Origin of the sequence: Glycomyces dulcitolivorans (assembly GCF_003265355.1) — a bacterium.
GTDB lineage: Bacteria > Actinomycetota > Actinomycetes > Mycobacteriales > Micromonosporaceae > Glycomyces > Glycomyces dulcitolivorans.
Genome location: NZ_QFRW01000321.1, coordinates 18,931 through 33,525 on the forward strand (window position 1 = coordinate 18,931; position 14,595 = coordinate 33,525).

A 14,595-nucleotide genomic window follows, 5' to 3' on the forward strand; every position below is an offset into this window, starting at 1 on the left:
TTCGTTTCGATAGGAGGCGGCACATGGAAGGCCGCTCACGGCTCTCGCCCGAACGCGAGGCCGAGATCTACTCCACCGTCATGCGCCTGGTCAGGGAGCACGGCTACGAGAAGATCACCATGCAGCAGATCGCCACCGCGGCCCGCACCAGCACCGCGACCCTCTACCGGCACTGGAACGGCAAGCCGCGCCTCGTCGTCGAGTCGCTGCGCCACCACAAGCCGCACCCGCTCGAAACCGTCGACACCGGGACGCTCCGCGGCGACCTCCTCGCCGGAGTCGAGCCGATGACCCAGACCGCGCCCGGCGACCACGAGCTCATGGCCGGCATCCACAACGCCGCCCGCTCCGACGACGAACTCGCCGACGCCGTCCGCGAAGTCATCGGCACGCCCGTCAACCGCGCCGTCGAGACCCTCATCGACCGCGCCGTCGCGCGCGGCGAGATCGACCCCGACCCGCCCGGGCGCCGCTTCATCCACGAACTGCTCCTCGCGCCCATCGCCGTGCGCCCCATGATGACCGGGAAGCACCCGGACACCGAGTACCTCACCGCCTACATCGACGCCGTCGTCCTTCCCTCGCTAGGAGTCCGAGACCGATGACCGACACGCTCACCGAACCCGCCGGGCCCGCCGCCGAACAGCGGCGGCTCCCGTCCCACTTCGGGTGGATCTACGCCGCCCTCATGGTCACGATGCTCCTGTCGGCGCTCGACCAGACCATCGTCTCCACCGCGCTCCCGACCATCGTCGGCGAACTCGACGGCCTCTCCCACATGGCCTGGGTGACCACCGCGTACATCCTCGCCGCCACCATCGGCATGCCCGTCTACGGCAAACTCGGCGACCTCGTCGGCCGCCGCCAGCTCTTCCTCGCCGCCCTCGCCGTCTTCGTCCTCGGCTCCGGCCTCGCCGGCTTCGCCCAGGACATGCCGCAGCTCATCGCCTTCCGCGCCCTCCAGGGCCTCGGCGGCGGCGGACTCATGATCATGTCCCAGGCGATCATCGCCGACCTCGTCCCCGTCCGCCAGCGGGCGAAGTTCATGGGCCCCATGGGCGCCGTGTTCGGCCTCGCCGCCGTCGCCGGGCCGCTGCTCGGCGGCTGGATCACCGACAACGCCGACTGGCGCTGGGCGTTCTGGATCAACCTGCCGCTCGGCGTCGCCGCGCTCGCGATCTCCGCGGCCGCGATCAAGCTGCCGCGCAAGCGGGTCAAGGTCAGGTTCGACTACCTCGGGACCGCGCTCATGGCCGTGGCCGTCACGTCGCTGATCCTCGTCTGCACCTGGGGCGGGACGGAGTACGACTGGACGTCGCCCCAAATCCTTTGGCTCGGCGCGGTGACCATCGTGTCCGCGGTGCTGTTCTGCGTCGTGGAGCAGCGGGTCGCCGAGCCGCTCATCCCGCTGCGGATGCTCCGCAACCCGGTCTTCTCCATCGCGACCCTCATCGGCATGATCGCGATCGGCCTGGGCATGTTCGCCGTCATCTCCTACATGCCGACGTACCTCCAGATGGTGTACGGGTACTCGGCGACCGAGTCGGGCCTGCTGCTCATCCCGATGGTCGCCGGCATGATGCTCACGGCGACGACCTCGGGTGCGCTCGTGTCGAAGCTGGGGCGCTACAAGGGGTTCGTGATCGCGGGCATGCTCGTGATGCCCGTCGGCATCTGGCTCATGTCCACACTCGACCCGTCGTCGCCGGTGGCGCTCCTGTGCGCGTACATCGGGATCCTGGGCGCCGGCATGGGCCTGGTCATGCAGAACCTGGTCCTCGCGGTCCAGAACGCGTTCCCGCAGAGCGAGGTCGGCACCGCGACGTCGTCGAACAACTTCTTCCGCGAGATCGGCGCCACGGTGGGCGTCGCGGTGGTTGGGGCGATCTTCACGAACCGGCTCACCGACGCCCTCGCCGGGATCGGCACGGACTTCGGCGGCGCCGGGGCCGAGTCGATCACGCCCGCGATCGTCCGGTCGCTCCCGGAGGCCCTGCGCGACCAGGTGGTCAACGCGTACTCCGATGCGCTGCTGCCGATCTTCCTCGGGCTCGTCCCGGTGATCCTGGTCGGCACCGTGTTCGCGTTCTTCCTGCCGAACCGCAAGCTCCGCGACGACGTGGAGCACGCGCCCTCGCATTAGGTCACTCTTTGCCTTTTAGGGCGCAGAAGGGTAGGGGGTGAACCGGCTCTGGCGGTCGGTCACCTCCAGGGGCGCGCCGATCGCCGGGAACGCCCGCTGCGGGCAGCCCTTCCGGTCGCACACCTTGCAGCCGGGGCCGATCGGGGTGAGCATCGCCGGGTTCGCGAGGTCGAGGCCGTCGGCGTACACGAGCCGGTGCGCATGGTGCAGGTCGCAGCCGAGGCCGATCGCGAACGTCTTCGCGGGCGTCCCGAAGCCGCCGTACCTGCGGGTCACCGTCCTGGCGACCCACAGGTACGAGCGGCCGTCGGGCATCTGCGCGAGCTGGGTGCGGATCTCGCCGGGGTTCGCGAACGCCTCGTACACGTCCCACAGCGGGCAGGTCCCGCCGACGCGCGAGAAGTGGAAGTCCGTGGCGGACTGGCGCTTCGAGATGTTCCCGGCTCGGTCGACGCGCACGAAGAAGAACGGCACGCCGCGCGCGCCGGGCCGCTGGAGCGTCGAGAGCCGGTGCGCGACGGTCTCGAAGCCGACGCGGAAGCGCCGCCCCAGCAGGTCGATGTCGTACCGCAGTTCCTCTGCGGCCCTAAGAAATTGGCCGTACGGGAGGATGAGCGCGCCCGCGAAGTAGTTCGCAAGGCCGATCCGGGCCAGGCCGCGCGCCTCGTCCCCCGACAGGTCGGCGGCGTCGACCTCGGCGCGGATGAGGTCGTCGCATGCGACGAGCGCGAGGTGCGTGGCGAGCTGGAACGCCCGCTGCCCGGGGCTCAGCAGGGTTGAGAGCCGCAGGACGCGGGCCTCGGCGTCGAATCGGCGCTTGACGCTGTTCTCCTCGCCCGCTTCGAGGTCGGCGACGACCGTGTCGTACTGCTCGCGCAGGAGCCTGGCGAGTCCGCCTGCGAGGTCGCCAGGGTCCAGGGACGCCTCCTGGTAGATCCTTTCGGCCGCCTCGTCGAGCGAGGCCACGTGGTTCCGCTTGGCGTAGAACAGGTCCCGCACCTCCTCGTGAGCGGTCGGCGAGGCCCCCGCGTCGAGTTCGGCGCTCATCGCGGCGTTGCGTTCCAGCATGTGCTGGTATCGCCGGTGCAGGTCCACCACGTACTGCGCGAGCTCCGGCATCGACTCGGCCAGCTCCCGCGACTCCCCGGCCGAGACGCGGTCGGCGTGCGCGGTGTCGGCGAGCGCGTCGCGCAGCTGTGCGGTGAGGCGGTCGCTCTCGGAGGCCGAGAACCGCTGCACGTCCACGTCGTAGACCTCGGCCAGGCGCAGCAGGACCGGCCCGGTGATGGGCCGCTGGTTCGACTCCATCTGGTTGACGTAGCTCGTGGAGATCCCCAGCGCCGTCGCCAGCGCGGCCTGCGTGAGGCCCTGCTCCTCGCGGAACCGGCGCAGCCGCAGCCCCACCTTCGCCTTCTTCAACGCCATGACCACGACCTTTCACAAGTTCCACAAAGAGGGCCGGAAAATTCCACAAGAAACCACATTTACAGGTGTTTCAACGTGGTTCCGGCGTGTACATACTGTGAAATGTACCCTCCCGCCTACCGACCTGGAGATGCCGAGTGATCACCCACCGCGTCCGCTCACACGCCTCGCGCGAGGACCTGCCCCGTGAGGCGCAGCTCGCCTGGAAGCTCGCGGAGGCCGCCGCGGACCCGGTCCCGGTGGAGCGCGACGTCGCGGAGATGATCGGCAACCGGGTCATCGACAACGCCGCGGTCGCCGCCGCTTCGCTGAACCGCGGCCCGGTCGCGTCGGCGCGGGCGCAGGCGCTCGCGCATCCGTATTCGCCCGGTGCGGCCGTATTCGGGACGGCCGCGCCGGTGCGCACGTCGCCGGAGTGGGCGGCGTGGGCGAACGGGGTCGCGGTGCGGGAGTTGGACTTCCACGACACGTTCCTGGCGGCCGACTACTCGCACCCGGGCGACAACATCCCGCCGGTGCTCGCGGTCGCCCAGCACCGCGGCCTCGACGGGCGCGCTTTGGTGCGGGGGATCGCCGCGGGGTACGAGGTCCAGGTGGACCTGGTGCGCGGGATCTGCCTGCACGAGCACCGGATCGACCACATCGCGCATCTCGGCCCGTCCGCTGCGGCGGGGATCGGCGCGCTCATGGACCTGCCGGTTGACGTGGTGTACCAGGCGATCGGGCAGGCGCTGCACACGACGACGGCGACCCGGCAGTCCCGCAAGGGGGCGATCTCGTCGTGGAAGGCGTACGCGCCGGCGTTCGCGGGCAAGGCCGCGATCGAGGCCGTCGACCGGGCGATGCGCGGCGAGGGCGCGCCGTCGCCGATCTACGAGGGCGAGGACGGCGTGATCGCGCGGCTCCTGTCGGGTCCCGGTGCGGTGTACGAGGTGCCGCTGCCCGGGCGCGGCGAGCCGAAGCGCGCCATCCTCGACACGTATACGAAGGAGCATTCGGCGGAGTACCAGAGCCAGGCGCTCATCGACCTGGCGCGCCGCATGGCCCCCCAAGTCGGGGACCTCACGAAGATCCGCGAGGTCGTGATCCACACGAGCCATCACACGCACTACGTGATCGGCACGGGCGCGGAGGACCCGCAGAAGTCCGACCCGGACGCGAGCCGCGAGACCCTCGACCACTCGATCATGTACATCTTCGCCGTCGCGCTCGAAGACCGCGCGTGGCACCACGAGCGGTCCTACACTTCCGAACGCGCCCACCGGGCTTCGACGGTGGACCTGTGGCGGAAGGTCCGCACCGTCGAGGACCCGGAGTGGACCGCGCGGTATCACGACCCGGACCCGGTGAAGCGGGCGTTCGGCGGGCGCGTCGACATCGTCCTGGACGACGGCACCGTCATCACTGACGAGCTGGCCGTCGCCGACGCGCACCCCGCCGGCGCCCGCCCGTTCGGGCGCGAGCAGTACATCGCGAAGTTCCGGGCCCTCGCCGACGGCGTCATCGCCGAGGCCGAGCAGGACCGGTTCCTCGACCTGGCGTGCCGCATCGACGCCCTCGACGCGAACGGCGTCCGGGCCCTCAACCTGGCCGCGCCGGCCGGGTACCTGACCGAACCGACCGCGAAGGGGCTCTTCTGATGACGACGCCGACTGAGAAGCGCAGGCGCCTGCGCGAGGGGCTCGCCTCGGGGCGGCTCCAGCGGCTGCCGGGCGCGTTCTCGCCGCTCGCGGCGAAGGCCGTCGCCGACCACGGGTTCGACGGCGTGTACGTCTCGGGCGCGGCGCTCGCCGCGGACCTGGCGCTGCCCGATATCGGGCTGACCACGCTCACCGAGGTCGCCGGGCGCGGCGGCCAGATCGCCCGCGCCACGGACCTGCCCACTTTGATCGACGCGGACACCGGCTTCGGGGAAGTGTCCAATGTGGCTCGAACGATCCGGTCGTTCGAGGACGCCGGGCTCGCGGGCTGCCACCTGGAGGACCAGGTGAACCCGAAGCGCTGCGGGCACCTGGACGGCAAGCAGGTCGTGCCCGTCAGGGAGATGGTCCGCCGCGTCGCCGCGGCCGTGAAGGCCCGCACCGACCCCGATTTCGTGGTGTGCGCGCGCACCGACGCCCGCGCCGTCGAGGGTCTCGACGCCGCCATCGACCGTGCGAAGGCCTATGTGGACGCCGGGGCGGACATGGTGTTCCCCGAGGCGATGCGCGACGAGGCCGAGTTCGAAGCGTTCCGCAAAGCCGTCGACGTCCCGTTGCTGGCCAACATGACCGAGTTCGGGGCCTCCCCGAACCTCACGGCCCGGCAGCTCGAAGACCTCGGCTACAACCTGGTCATCTGGCCCGTCTCCAGCCTCCGCGCCGCGATGGGCGCCGTCGACGAGCTGTTCTCCACGCTCAAGTCCGAAGGGACGCAAGCCTCACTGGTCGACCGCATGCAGACCCGCGCCCGCCTCTACGACCTGGTCGACTACGCCTCCTACCACGAGTTCGACCAGGAGCTGTTCAACTTCGAGGTCCCCGGGAGGGAGTCATGACCGTCGACATCCGCAAGGGCCTGGCCGGAGTCGTCGCGGACACCACCGCGATCTCCGAGGTCGTCCCCGAGACCCTCTCCCTCACCTACCGCGGCTACCCCGTGCAGCAGCTCGCCGCCTCCCGCTCGTTCGAGGAGGTCGCCTACCTGATCTGGTACGGCGAGCTGCCCGACGCCGCCGCGCTCGCCGCGTTCACCGAACGCGAACGCTCCCGACGGGAGGTCACGCGTTCCACGATCGGCGTCGCCGACCGCGTCCCCGACGGCTCGCACCCGATGGACCTGCTGCGCACCGCCGTCTCCTGCCTCGGCGCCGAGGACCCCGGCGAGGACGACAACCGCCGCGCCTCCAACCAGGCCAAGGCCGAAGCGCTGTTCGCGAAGCTCCCCACCGTGATCGCCCACGCCCACCGGCGACGCCGCGGCCTCGACCGCATCGCCCCCGACCCTTCCCTGGGCTGGTCTCAGAACTTCTTCCACATGTGCTTCGGCACCGTCCCCGCCCCGGAGGTGCTGCGCTGCTTCGAGGTCTCGATGATCCTCTACGCCGAGCACTCCTTCAACGCCTCGACGTTCACCGCCCGCGTTGTCGCCTCCACCCTCTCCGACATGTACTCCGCCGTCACCGCCGCGATCGGCGCCCTCAAGGGCCCGCTCCACGGCGGCGCCAACGAGGCCGTCATGAAGATGATGCTCCAGATCGGCGACCCCTCCCTGGCCGGCGACTGGCTCCGGGAACGCCTGGCCGCCAAGGAGAAGGTCATGGGCTTCGGGCACCGCGTCTACAAGGACGCCGACTCGCGCGTCCCCACCATGAAGGCCGCGCTCGTCGACATGGCCGCCCTCACCGGCGGCGACAAGTGGGTCCGCATGTACGAGGAACTCGAAAAGGCCATGCTCGACGCCAAGGGCATCCACCCGAACCTCGACTTCCCCGCCGGGCCCGCCTACTACCTCATGGGCTTCGACATCCCCATGTTCACGCCGCTGTTCGTCATGGCCCGCATCACCGGCTGGACCGCGCACATCATCGAACAGCTCGACGCGAACTCCCTGATCAGGCCCTTGTCGGCCTACACCGGTCCAGGCGAGCGGGCCGTCCCTGCCGCCGCCTGAACCGGAACAACCCGGACGGCCGCCGAGGCGGCCGTCCGGGTCCCCGTCTTCAGGGCCCGCCCCCCTTGCGGGGGAGGGGGGCGGGCCGGGCCCGCGCGATCACATGCCCTCGCGGGGGTGTTCAGCTTTCCGTGCGCGCGATCTGGAGGCACGTGATCGCCGCGGTCGCCGACCACGCCTGCGGCCGGCACGCCGCCGGGTAGGGGACCGGCCGGTCCCGTTCGGCGCGTGAGAAACCGGCGTGCAGCTCCGGCATCCGGAACCCGAAGCCCTCCGCCGCCTCCAGCAGCCCGTCGACCACGATGGACGCCTGCTCGTGGAGTCCGGCGCGGGCCATGCCGTGCGCGACGATCGCCGAGTCGTGGGCCCACACCGCGCCCCCGTGGTAGCTCAGCGGCCAGAACCCGGCCGCCCCGTCCGACATCGTCCGCACCCCGTACCCCGAGCTCATCGACGGCCCGACCAGCAGCGCCGCGATCGCGGACTCCGCCGCCGCGTCGACGATCCCGGTCCCGAGCAGGTGCCCGATGTTCGAGGTCAGCGTGTCGACGGCGTTCCCGTCGCGGTCGAGCGCGATCGCCGGGTACCGGCCCTCGGGCGTCTCGACCCAGAACCGCTGGTTGAACCGCTCGCGCAGCCGCGCCGCCCAGTCCCGCCACAGCGCCGCCTCGGAGCGCAGCCTTGGCGACCCGTCCTCGCCGAACGCCTCCAGGAGGTCCGCGGCGCCCGCCGCCGCCTCGTGCGCGTACCCCTGCGCCTCGCACAACGCGATGGGGCCCTTGGCCAGCCGCCCGTCCCTCCACTGGATCGAGTCCCCGGAGTCCTTCCAGCCCTGGTTCGACAGGCCCTTGCCGGTGCGGTCGAAGTACGACAGGAACCCGTCCTTCGCCGCGGCCGCCGCGATCCACCCGAGCGCCGCCCGCAGCGCGGGCACCAGGGCCGCGACCTCCTCGCGGGGCATCCCGGCCCGCCACGCGTCCACCAGCAGGCACACCCACAGCGGCGTCGCGTCCACCGTCCCGTAGTACAGCGGCGGCAGCGTGATGTCCTCGCCCGGCATCCGGAACACGGTGGCGCGCAGCTCATGCGGGACCTTCCCCGGCTCCTCCTCGGTCGCCGCGTCGTCGGCCTTCCCTTGCAGCCGTGCGAGGACGCGCAGAGTCGACGCCGCGATCCCCACGTCGACCGGGAGCATCATCCGTGCCGCCCACAGCGAGTCGCGCCCGAAGAGCGTGAAGAACCACGGCGCCCCGGCCGCGAGGAAGGCGTCCCCGGGGTGCTCGGGAAACGTCAGCCGCAACGCGTCCAGGTCGTCGAGCGCGGTCCCGACCCAGCGCGCGAGCCGGGCGTCCACCCCGGCCGTGTCCGCAGACCAGAGGGCCGAACCCGGCGCGGCCTGCACGACCAGGCCCGGGTCGGACACCCGCACCGACCAGCGCAGCACCGTCTTCTCCCCGGCCCTGACCGTGAACGGCCATTCGAGGACCAGCGCGCCGCCCTCCACGCTCCACTCGCCCGCGTTGGCGACCAAAGCGAACGAGGCGTCCCCGGAGGTCACCACCGCCGAGACGCGGCCCGACTGCGTCTCGCACACCGCCGCCCACGGCGCGGCCTTCCCGTGCCCGGACTTGACCTCTTGCAGCGGCGCGAAGTCCGGTTCCACGACCAGCCTGAGCACCGCCGACACCTCCCGGTCCACGACCGAGGCGACGGTGACGACCTCGTCGAGCGTCCCGTCGCCCACGGTCCGCTCGCGGCCGAGGCGGATGTGCGGGTCCGGGGACGCGTCGTCCACGCCCCGCAGGACCGCGTCGAAGCCGACCGCGCGGGCGCCGCGCCCGGACGCCGCGATCGCTTCGGGCGCTTCGCCTCCGACCTCGATCCGGAGTCCGCGTATAAAGCGGCGGTCGCCGTGGAACAGGCCGTCGATCGGCGCGGTCATCGCCCCGTCGGGGCGCGACCACGCCTGGGTCGGCGCGTGCAGCGCGATGACGGCGTCGTGCAGGAAAGGCTGGCGGCCGGGGATCATCCCTTGACGGCTCCTTCGCTCGTGTTCATGATGTGCTTCTGGAAGACGAAGAACAGCACCGCGACCGGGATCGTCATGATCGCGGCGGCCGCGAGCTTGACCGGGTACTGCGTGCCCTGGCTCAGCTGCCCGGACGCGAGCGAGGCCACGCCCTTCGTCAGCGTCGTCAGCTCGGGCGACTGGGTGGCGACGATGAAGTGGCTCAACTCGTTCCACGAGCCCTGGAACGAGAGGATCACGATCGTGACCAGCGCCGGGCGGGCCATCGGGAGCACCACCGACCAGAAGACCCGGAACGTCCCGGCCCCGTCGATGCGCGCCTGCTCCTCGACCGAGTCGGGGATCGACTCGAAGAAGCCCTTCATGATGAAGACCCCGGCCGCGTCCACCAGCAGCGGCAGGATCATGCCCGCGTAGGAGTCGTAGATCCCGAGCTGGTTGAGCACCAGGAATTTCGGGATCAGCAGCACCACCGACGGGACGGCCATGACCGCGACGATGAGCGCGAACACCAGGCCGCGCCCGCGGAACTTCAGCCGCGCGAGCGCGTAGCCCGCGAGCGACGCGAAGAACACCCGCCCGACCGTGACCGCGACGGTCACGATCGCGGAGTTCGCGAACCACAGCGGGAAGTCCGAGCGCGTCAGCAGCCGGTCGTACGCGGCGAACGTCCACGTCTGCGGCCACAGCGAGACCGCGTTCGCGGCCGCCTCCGCGTCGGGTTTGAACGAGGTCGCGACCTGCACCAGGAACGGGAAGACGTAGACGACCGCGAGCGAGACGAGCACGGCGTACAGGACGGCCTGCCCGACCGCGCCCTTTCGAACAGCGGGCTTCTGCCTGCGGCGCACAGCGGTGGTCGTCATGCCTTCGCCCCCTTCGCAATGCGCTTCTCGACGCGCTTGGAGGCGTCCCGCTCGCGCAGGACCCACCGCTGGAACAGCGTGAACACCACGATGACCGCGAACAGGACGAACGAGATCGCCGCGCCCTGGCCCCACGCCTGGTCGGTGAACGCCGCCTCGTACGAGAGGTACGCGGGCGTCACCGTGGTCTTGCCGGGCCCGCCCTGCGTGCCCGTGTAGATCTGGTCGAACACCTGCCAGCATCCGATGAGCCCCAACGTGAGCACCGTGAACAGGGCCGGCCGCAGCTGCGGCAGCGTGATCCTCCAGAACCGCTGCCACGCGGACGCGCCGTCCATGCGCCCCGCCTCGTCGAGCTCGGGCCCGATGTTCTGGAGCGCCGCCAGGAACAGCAGCATGAACGTCCCGCTGGTGGTGAACACCGCCATGAGGATGAGCGCGCTCATCGCCACCGACGGCCCCGACAGCCAGTCCCACCAGGAGACGCCGAGGAAGTCCGAGCCGGTGAGGAACGCCGGCCCCTCGGGGTTCCCGAGGGCGACGTGCACGATCCCGGCCGGCTCGTTGAACCAGTTGGGGCCGTTGACCCCGATCCACGACAGGACCTGGTTGACCGCGCCCGAGGTCGAGAACAGGAACAGCCACAGCACCGTGATCGCCACCGAGCTGGTCACCGACGGGAAGTAGAACGCGGTCCGGAAGAACCCGCGGCCCCGCAGGACCGCGCGGTTCACCAGGAGCGCCAGGCCGAGCGACAGGCCGGTCTGGAGCGGGACGACCAGCAGCGCGTACCAGGCGTTGTTGCGCATGGCGATGCCGAAGTTCCGCTCCGCGAGCCCGCCGCCCGAGGTGATCGCCGCGTAGTTCTCGAAGCCGACGAACCCGGTGCCGGGCGCGAGCGGGGACCCGCGCCCGGTCCAGTCGGAGAAGCTCACCCACAGGGCCATGAGCACCGGCACGAGCATGAACAGCCCGAGCACGACGATCACCGGAAGCGTGAACAGCCACCCAGCAGGTCCGTCCCCGCGCCGGGCGCCAAGCCCGGCGCGGTTCACGGTGAGGCTCATTGCTAACCGACCACGGCTTCGAGGTTGCCCTGCACGGAGGCGAGGATCGCGGCCGGATCGCCGGTCGCGAGGGATTCGAGCTGCGCGTTCATGTCCGAGACGACCTCCGCCGAACCGGCGGCCGTGGGGACGCCCGTCGCGTAGTCGGCGCCCGCGAGGAACGCGGCCAGGTCCGGGTTGTCGGCGCTCCACCGGTCCGCCGCGGACAGCGCCGACGGCATGGGGCCGAACGCGGCCGAGAACGCGAGCTGCTGGTCGGCGCTCGTCAGGTACTCCACGAGGTCGAGCGCGGCCTCCTGGTTCGGGCTGTCGGCGGCCATGCCCCAGCAGTTCGTGAACTGGAGGGTGCCCTGCCCGGCCGGGCCCGCCGGCAGCTCCACGACCCGGTAGTTCACGTCGGGGAAGTCCGCGGACAGGCCGCCGGTGATCCAGTTGCCCTCGATGGTCATCGCCGCAAGCCCCTTGCCGAACGCCTCGCCGCCCCAGCCGGCGCCGAGGTCCGCAGCATAGGCGAACGTGCCGTCCTCCAAGTGGCCCTTCACGTATTCGAGCGCTTCGAGGTTCTCCGGCGAGTCGGCGACCGCGGTGGTGCCGTCCTCGGAGACGAGGCGCCCGCCCGCCCCGGCCATGAACGCCCCGACCCGCTGGTACTCCGCGCCGAACGCGAGCCCGGCCCGGTCCCCGGAGGTGAGGGCCGCCGCGACCGTGTCGAGCTGGTCCCAGGTGGTGGGGATGTCGGCGTCGGTCAGCCCGGCCTCGGCCCACATGTCGGTGTTGATCACGAGCGCGAGCGTCGAGGAGTCCTTGGGCGCGCAGTAGAACTCGCTGTCGAGCGTGAAGTTCTGCACGAGCGAGGGGTAGAAGTCGTCCTTGTTCGACAGGAGGTCGCCGTACGGCTCCAGGGAGCCGTTCTCGGCGTACCCGGCGAGCTTCTCGGGCGCGAGGTAGAACAGGTCGGGCGGGGACCCGGCCGCGAAGCCCTGCGAGAGCTCCTGGTCCATGTTGGTGGCGGCGACCGCGGTCGCCTCGACGCCGGACTCCTCGGACCAGGCCGCGAGCGCGGCCTCGATCGCCCGGGTCTCGGCCTCGCCGCTGGCGCCGTAGAGGATCGTCAGCGCGTCGTCGGAGGAGGTGAGCCCCTCGCTGTCGTCTTCGGCGTCGTCGAAGCCCTGGCCGCACCCGGTCAGGGCCAGTGCGGCGGCGACCGCCGCGCCCCCCGCCGCGAGGGCGGTGCGTCTGCTGCTTCCCACGATGAATCTCCTTTGACCCCGTGCGACCGATCCGGCGAGCAGTTTTTGGATCGATCAATTTTTATTGGAACGATCATACGATAGGCTCGTGCCGACGGATGCGTCAAGTGCGACCGTGCTCTGGAACGACAGAAAGGCCCAGCATGTCGGAACGGAAGGCCGCGACGATCGGGGACGTCGCGCGCGAAGCGGGCGTCTCCCGCCAGACCGTGAGCAACGTCGTCAACTCCCCCCACGTCGTCAAGGAGTCGACCCGCCTCAAGGTCCAGGCCGCCATCGCGGCCCTCGGCTACTCCCCGAACGCCCTCGCCCGGCGCCTGCGCACCCAGCGCACCTCCACCATCGCGGTCAAACTCGACCCCTACTCCGGCGGGATCTCCGGCGTCGTCCTCGACCGCTTCGTCCACGCCCTCACCGAGAGCGCCGCCGCCCGCGGCCTGCGCGTCCTCCTCTACGCCGCCAGGACCTTGGACGAGGAACTGCGGGACCTCGACCAGCTCGCCGACGCCGGCGAAGTCGACGCCATCGTCCTCACCGGCACCTCCCGCGGCGACCGCCGCGCCGAGCGGCTCCTCGAACGCGGCGTCCCCTTCGCCGCCTTCGGCCGCCCCTGGGGGACCGACGCCGCCGCCCACCCGTGGGTCGACATCGACGGCGCCGCCGGGACCCGCGCCGCCACCGCGCACCTCCTCGACCGCGCCGGGGACCGCATCGCGTTCCTCGGCTGGCCCGCCGACTCCGAGAGCGGCAACGACCGCGAGCGCGGCTGGCGCGAGGCCATGGGGGAGCGCACCGCGCCCCGCCTCACCGCCGAAGACGGTGTGGCCCAAGGACAGGAGGCCGTCAAGGCGCTGCTTCCGGACCTCGATGGCCTCGTCTGCGCCAGCGACGCCCTCGCCATCGGCGCCCACCTCGCCGCCGTCCAGGCCGGGCGGCCCGAACTCCCGGTCGTCGGCTTCGACAACACCGCCGCCGCCGAGGCCCTCGGGATCTCCAGCGTCGAGCAGCTCCCCGAACGCGTCGCCGCCGGCATCCTCGAAATGCTCATGGGCCCCGAGGGGAACAAGGTCGCGGACCCCGCGCCGCAGCCGACCGGCCTGCTGGTCGAACCGCGCCTGATCATCCGATAGAAAAACACTTAGCCCTTGCGCTAAGTGTTTTTCCGCGCAATACTTAGCCTCATGGCACAGTATTCGGAGGCGCTCGACGGCACTGCTCTTGACGGTGTCTTCGCCGCGCTCGCCGACCCCACCCGCCGCGAGGTGGTCCGCCGCCTCGGGCGCGGCCCGATGAGCGTCGGCGACCTCGCCCGCGGATTCCCGATGACCCTCCCCTCCTTCATGAAGCACGTGCGGACCCTGGAGGCGAACGGCCTCATCCGCACCGCCAAGTCCGGCCGGGTGCGCACCTGCGCGCTCCGGCGCGACCGGCTCGCGCTCGTCGACGACTGGCTCGCCGAGCAGCGGCGCGCCTGGGAGTCGCGCACCGACCGGTTGGAGCAGTTCGTCACCGATCCCGAGGAGCACCAGTCATGAACTCCGAACTCGACCTCACCATCGAACGCGTCATCCGCGCGCCCCGCGCCGCCGTCTGGCGCGCCTGGACCGACCCGGCCCGCTTCGAGCAGTGGTGGCTCCCGGCCCCGTACGCCTGCCGCGTCGAGCGCTTCGAGGCCGTGCCCGGCGGCCCGATGGTCACCAGCATGAGCGAGGACGGCGAGAAGTACGTCCCGCACATGGACGCCGCGTTCCTCCTCGTCGAGGACCAGACGCGCATCGTCTTCACCAACGCCATCGACTCCGCCTGGCGCCCAGCCGATCCCGAACCGGTCTCCATGACCGCCGAGATCACCTTCGCCGACGCGCCCGAAGGAACCGAGTACCGGGCGCTGGTCCGCCACGGCAGCCCGGCGTCCCGCGACCGCCACGAGGAGCTCGGCTTCTACGAGGGCTGGGGCGCCGTCGCGGCGCAGCTCGCCGCCCTCGCCGAGCGCGAAGCGGCTCTCTAGCACCGGAATTGCGGCCGTCCACCCGCGACTTCCGGTCGCAGGTGAACGGCCGCTGCGGCTTTTCCGGAGAACTTGTGCAATCGGTTGCCCAAAACCCTTGACCCTAGGAAAGGGCTTTCCCTAGACTCATTGAAACATGTCTATCCCTACCCCTAG

The 14,595-nt window shown here is 71.1% G+C and carries 13 protein-coding genes; 8 read left to right on the forward strand and 5 right to left on the reverse strand.

Features of this window, described 5'->3' with window-relative positions:
- Window positions 1-23 precede the first annotated feature (23 nt).
- Window positions 24-605, forward strand: coding sequence for a TetR-like C-terminal domain-containing protein (locus DI269_RS23830; protein ID WP_112140617.1), 582 nt, complete (start codon window positions 24-26; stop codon window positions 603-605).
- A complete protein-coding gene (locus DI269_RS23835; RefSeq protein WP_112140620.1) occupies window positions 602-2,143 on the forward strand; it encodes an MDR family MFS transporter in 1,542 nt (513 codons plus the stop codon). Before DI269_RS23830 ends, DI269_RS23835 begins: the two co-directional genes overlap by 4 nt.
- Window positions 2,144-2,158: 15 nt before the next feature.
- Here DI269_RS23835 and DI269_RS23840 read toward each other — a convergent pair whose 3' ends face one another.
- Window positions 2,159-3,562, reverse strand: a complete 1,404-nt coding sequence (locus DI269_RS23840) for a short-chain fatty acyl-CoA regulator family protein (protein WP_112140663.1) — start codon at window positions 3,560-3,562, stop codon at window positions 2,159-2,161.
- A 143-nt stretch (window positions 3,563-3,705) separates the two neighbouring features.
- On the opposite strand from DI269_RS23840, the gene DI269_RS23845 reads away from it, so the two are divergent.
- Genes DI269_RS23845 through DI269_RS23855 form a run of 3 tightly spaced genes read left to right on the forward strand, consistent with a single transcriptional unit; the run spans window position 3,706 to window position 7,219 of the window.
- The gene (locus tag DI269_RS23845) at window positions 3,706-5,208 is read left to right on the forward strand and encodes an MmgE/PrpD family protein (RefSeq protein WP_112140622.1); all 1,503 of its coding nucleotides are present in this window, start codon (window positions 3,706-3,708) and stop codon (window positions 5,206-5,208) included.
- On the forward strand, window positions 5,208-6,104 hold the full coding sequence (gene prpB, locus DI269_RS23850; protein WP_112140624.1) for a methylisocitrate lyase: 897 nt from the start codon (window positions 5,208-5,210) through the stop codon (window positions 6,102-6,104). The genes DI269_RS23845 and prpB overlap by 1 nt, the downstream gene beginning before the upstream one ends.
- Window positions 6,101-7,219: a bifunctional 2-methylcitrate synthase/citrate synthase gene (locus DI269_RS23855; protein ID WP_112140626.1), complete on the forward strand. Its 1,119-nt coding sequence runs from the start codon at window positions 6,101-6,103 to the stop codon at window positions 7,217-7,219. Before prpB ends, DI269_RS23855 begins: the two co-directional genes overlap by 4 nt.
- 121 nt (window positions 7,220-7,340) lie before the next feature.
- On the opposite strand, the gene DI269_RS23860 is transcribed toward DI269_RS23855, so the two are convergent.
- The 4 genes from DI269_RS23860 to DI269_RS23875 are packed head-to-tail and all read right to left on the reverse strand — an operon-like array spanning window position 7,341 to window position 12,431.
- Window positions 7,341-9,248, reverse strand: coding sequence for a glycogen debranching N-terminal domain-containing protein (locus tag DI269_RS23860; RefSeq protein WP_112140628.1), 1,908 nt, complete (start codon window positions 9,246-9,248; stop codon window positions 7,341-7,343).
- Window positions 9,245-10,114 carry a carbohydrate ABC transporter permease gene (locus tag DI269_RS23865; RefSeq protein ID WP_112140629.1) on the reverse strand — a complete coding sequence of 290 codons (870 nt, stop codon included), beginning with the start codon at window positions 10,112-10,114 and terminating at the stop codon, window positions 9,245-9,247. The genes DI269_RS23860 and DI269_RS23865 overlap by 4 nt, the downstream gene beginning before the upstream one ends.
- On the reverse strand, window positions 10,111-11,181 hold the full coding sequence (locus tag DI269_RS23870; RefSeq protein ID WP_112140631.1) for a carbohydrate ABC transporter permease: 1,071 nt from the start codon (window positions 11,179-11,181) through the stop codon (window positions 10,111-10,113). The genes DI269_RS23865 and DI269_RS23870 overlap by 4 nt, the downstream gene beginning before the upstream one ends.
- A gap of 2 nt (window positions 11,182-11,183) precedes the next feature.
- Window positions 11,184-12,431 (reverse strand): sugar ABC transporter substrate-binding protein, encoded by a 1,248-nt coding sequence (locus DI269_RS23875; RefSeq protein ID WP_198667699.1) that lies wholly within the window; start codon window positions 12,429-12,431, stop codon window positions 11,184-11,186.
- 143 nt (window positions 12,432-12,574) lie between these two features.
- Between DI269_RS23875 and DI269_RS23880 the strand changes: the two genes are divergently transcribed.
- Genes DI269_RS23880 through DI269_RS23890 form a run of 3 tightly spaced genes read left to right on the forward strand, consistent with a single transcriptional unit; the run spans window position 12,575 to window position 14,439 of the window.
- On the forward strand, window positions 12,575-13,561 hold the full coding sequence (locus tag DI269_RS23880) for a LacI family DNA-binding transcriptional regulator (protein WP_112140635.1): 987 nt from the start codon (window positions 12,575-12,577) through the stop codon (window positions 13,559-13,561).
- A gap of 51 nt (window positions 13,562-13,612) precedes the next feature.
- The gene (locus tag DI269_RS23885; RefSeq protein WP_112140637.1) at window positions 13,613-13,966 is read left to right on the forward strand and encodes an ArsR/SmtB family transcription factor; all 354 of its coding nucleotides are present in this window, start codon (window positions 13,613-13,615) and stop codon (window positions 13,964-13,966) included.
- Window positions 13,963-14,439 (forward strand): SRPBCC domain-containing protein, encoded by a 477-nt coding sequence (locus DI269_RS23890; protein WP_112140639.1) that lies wholly within the window; start codon window positions 13,963-13,965, stop codon window positions 14,437-14,439. Before DI269_RS23885 ends, DI269_RS23890 begins: the two co-directional genes overlap by 4 nt.
- Window positions 14,440-14,595: the final 156 nt, after the last annotated feature.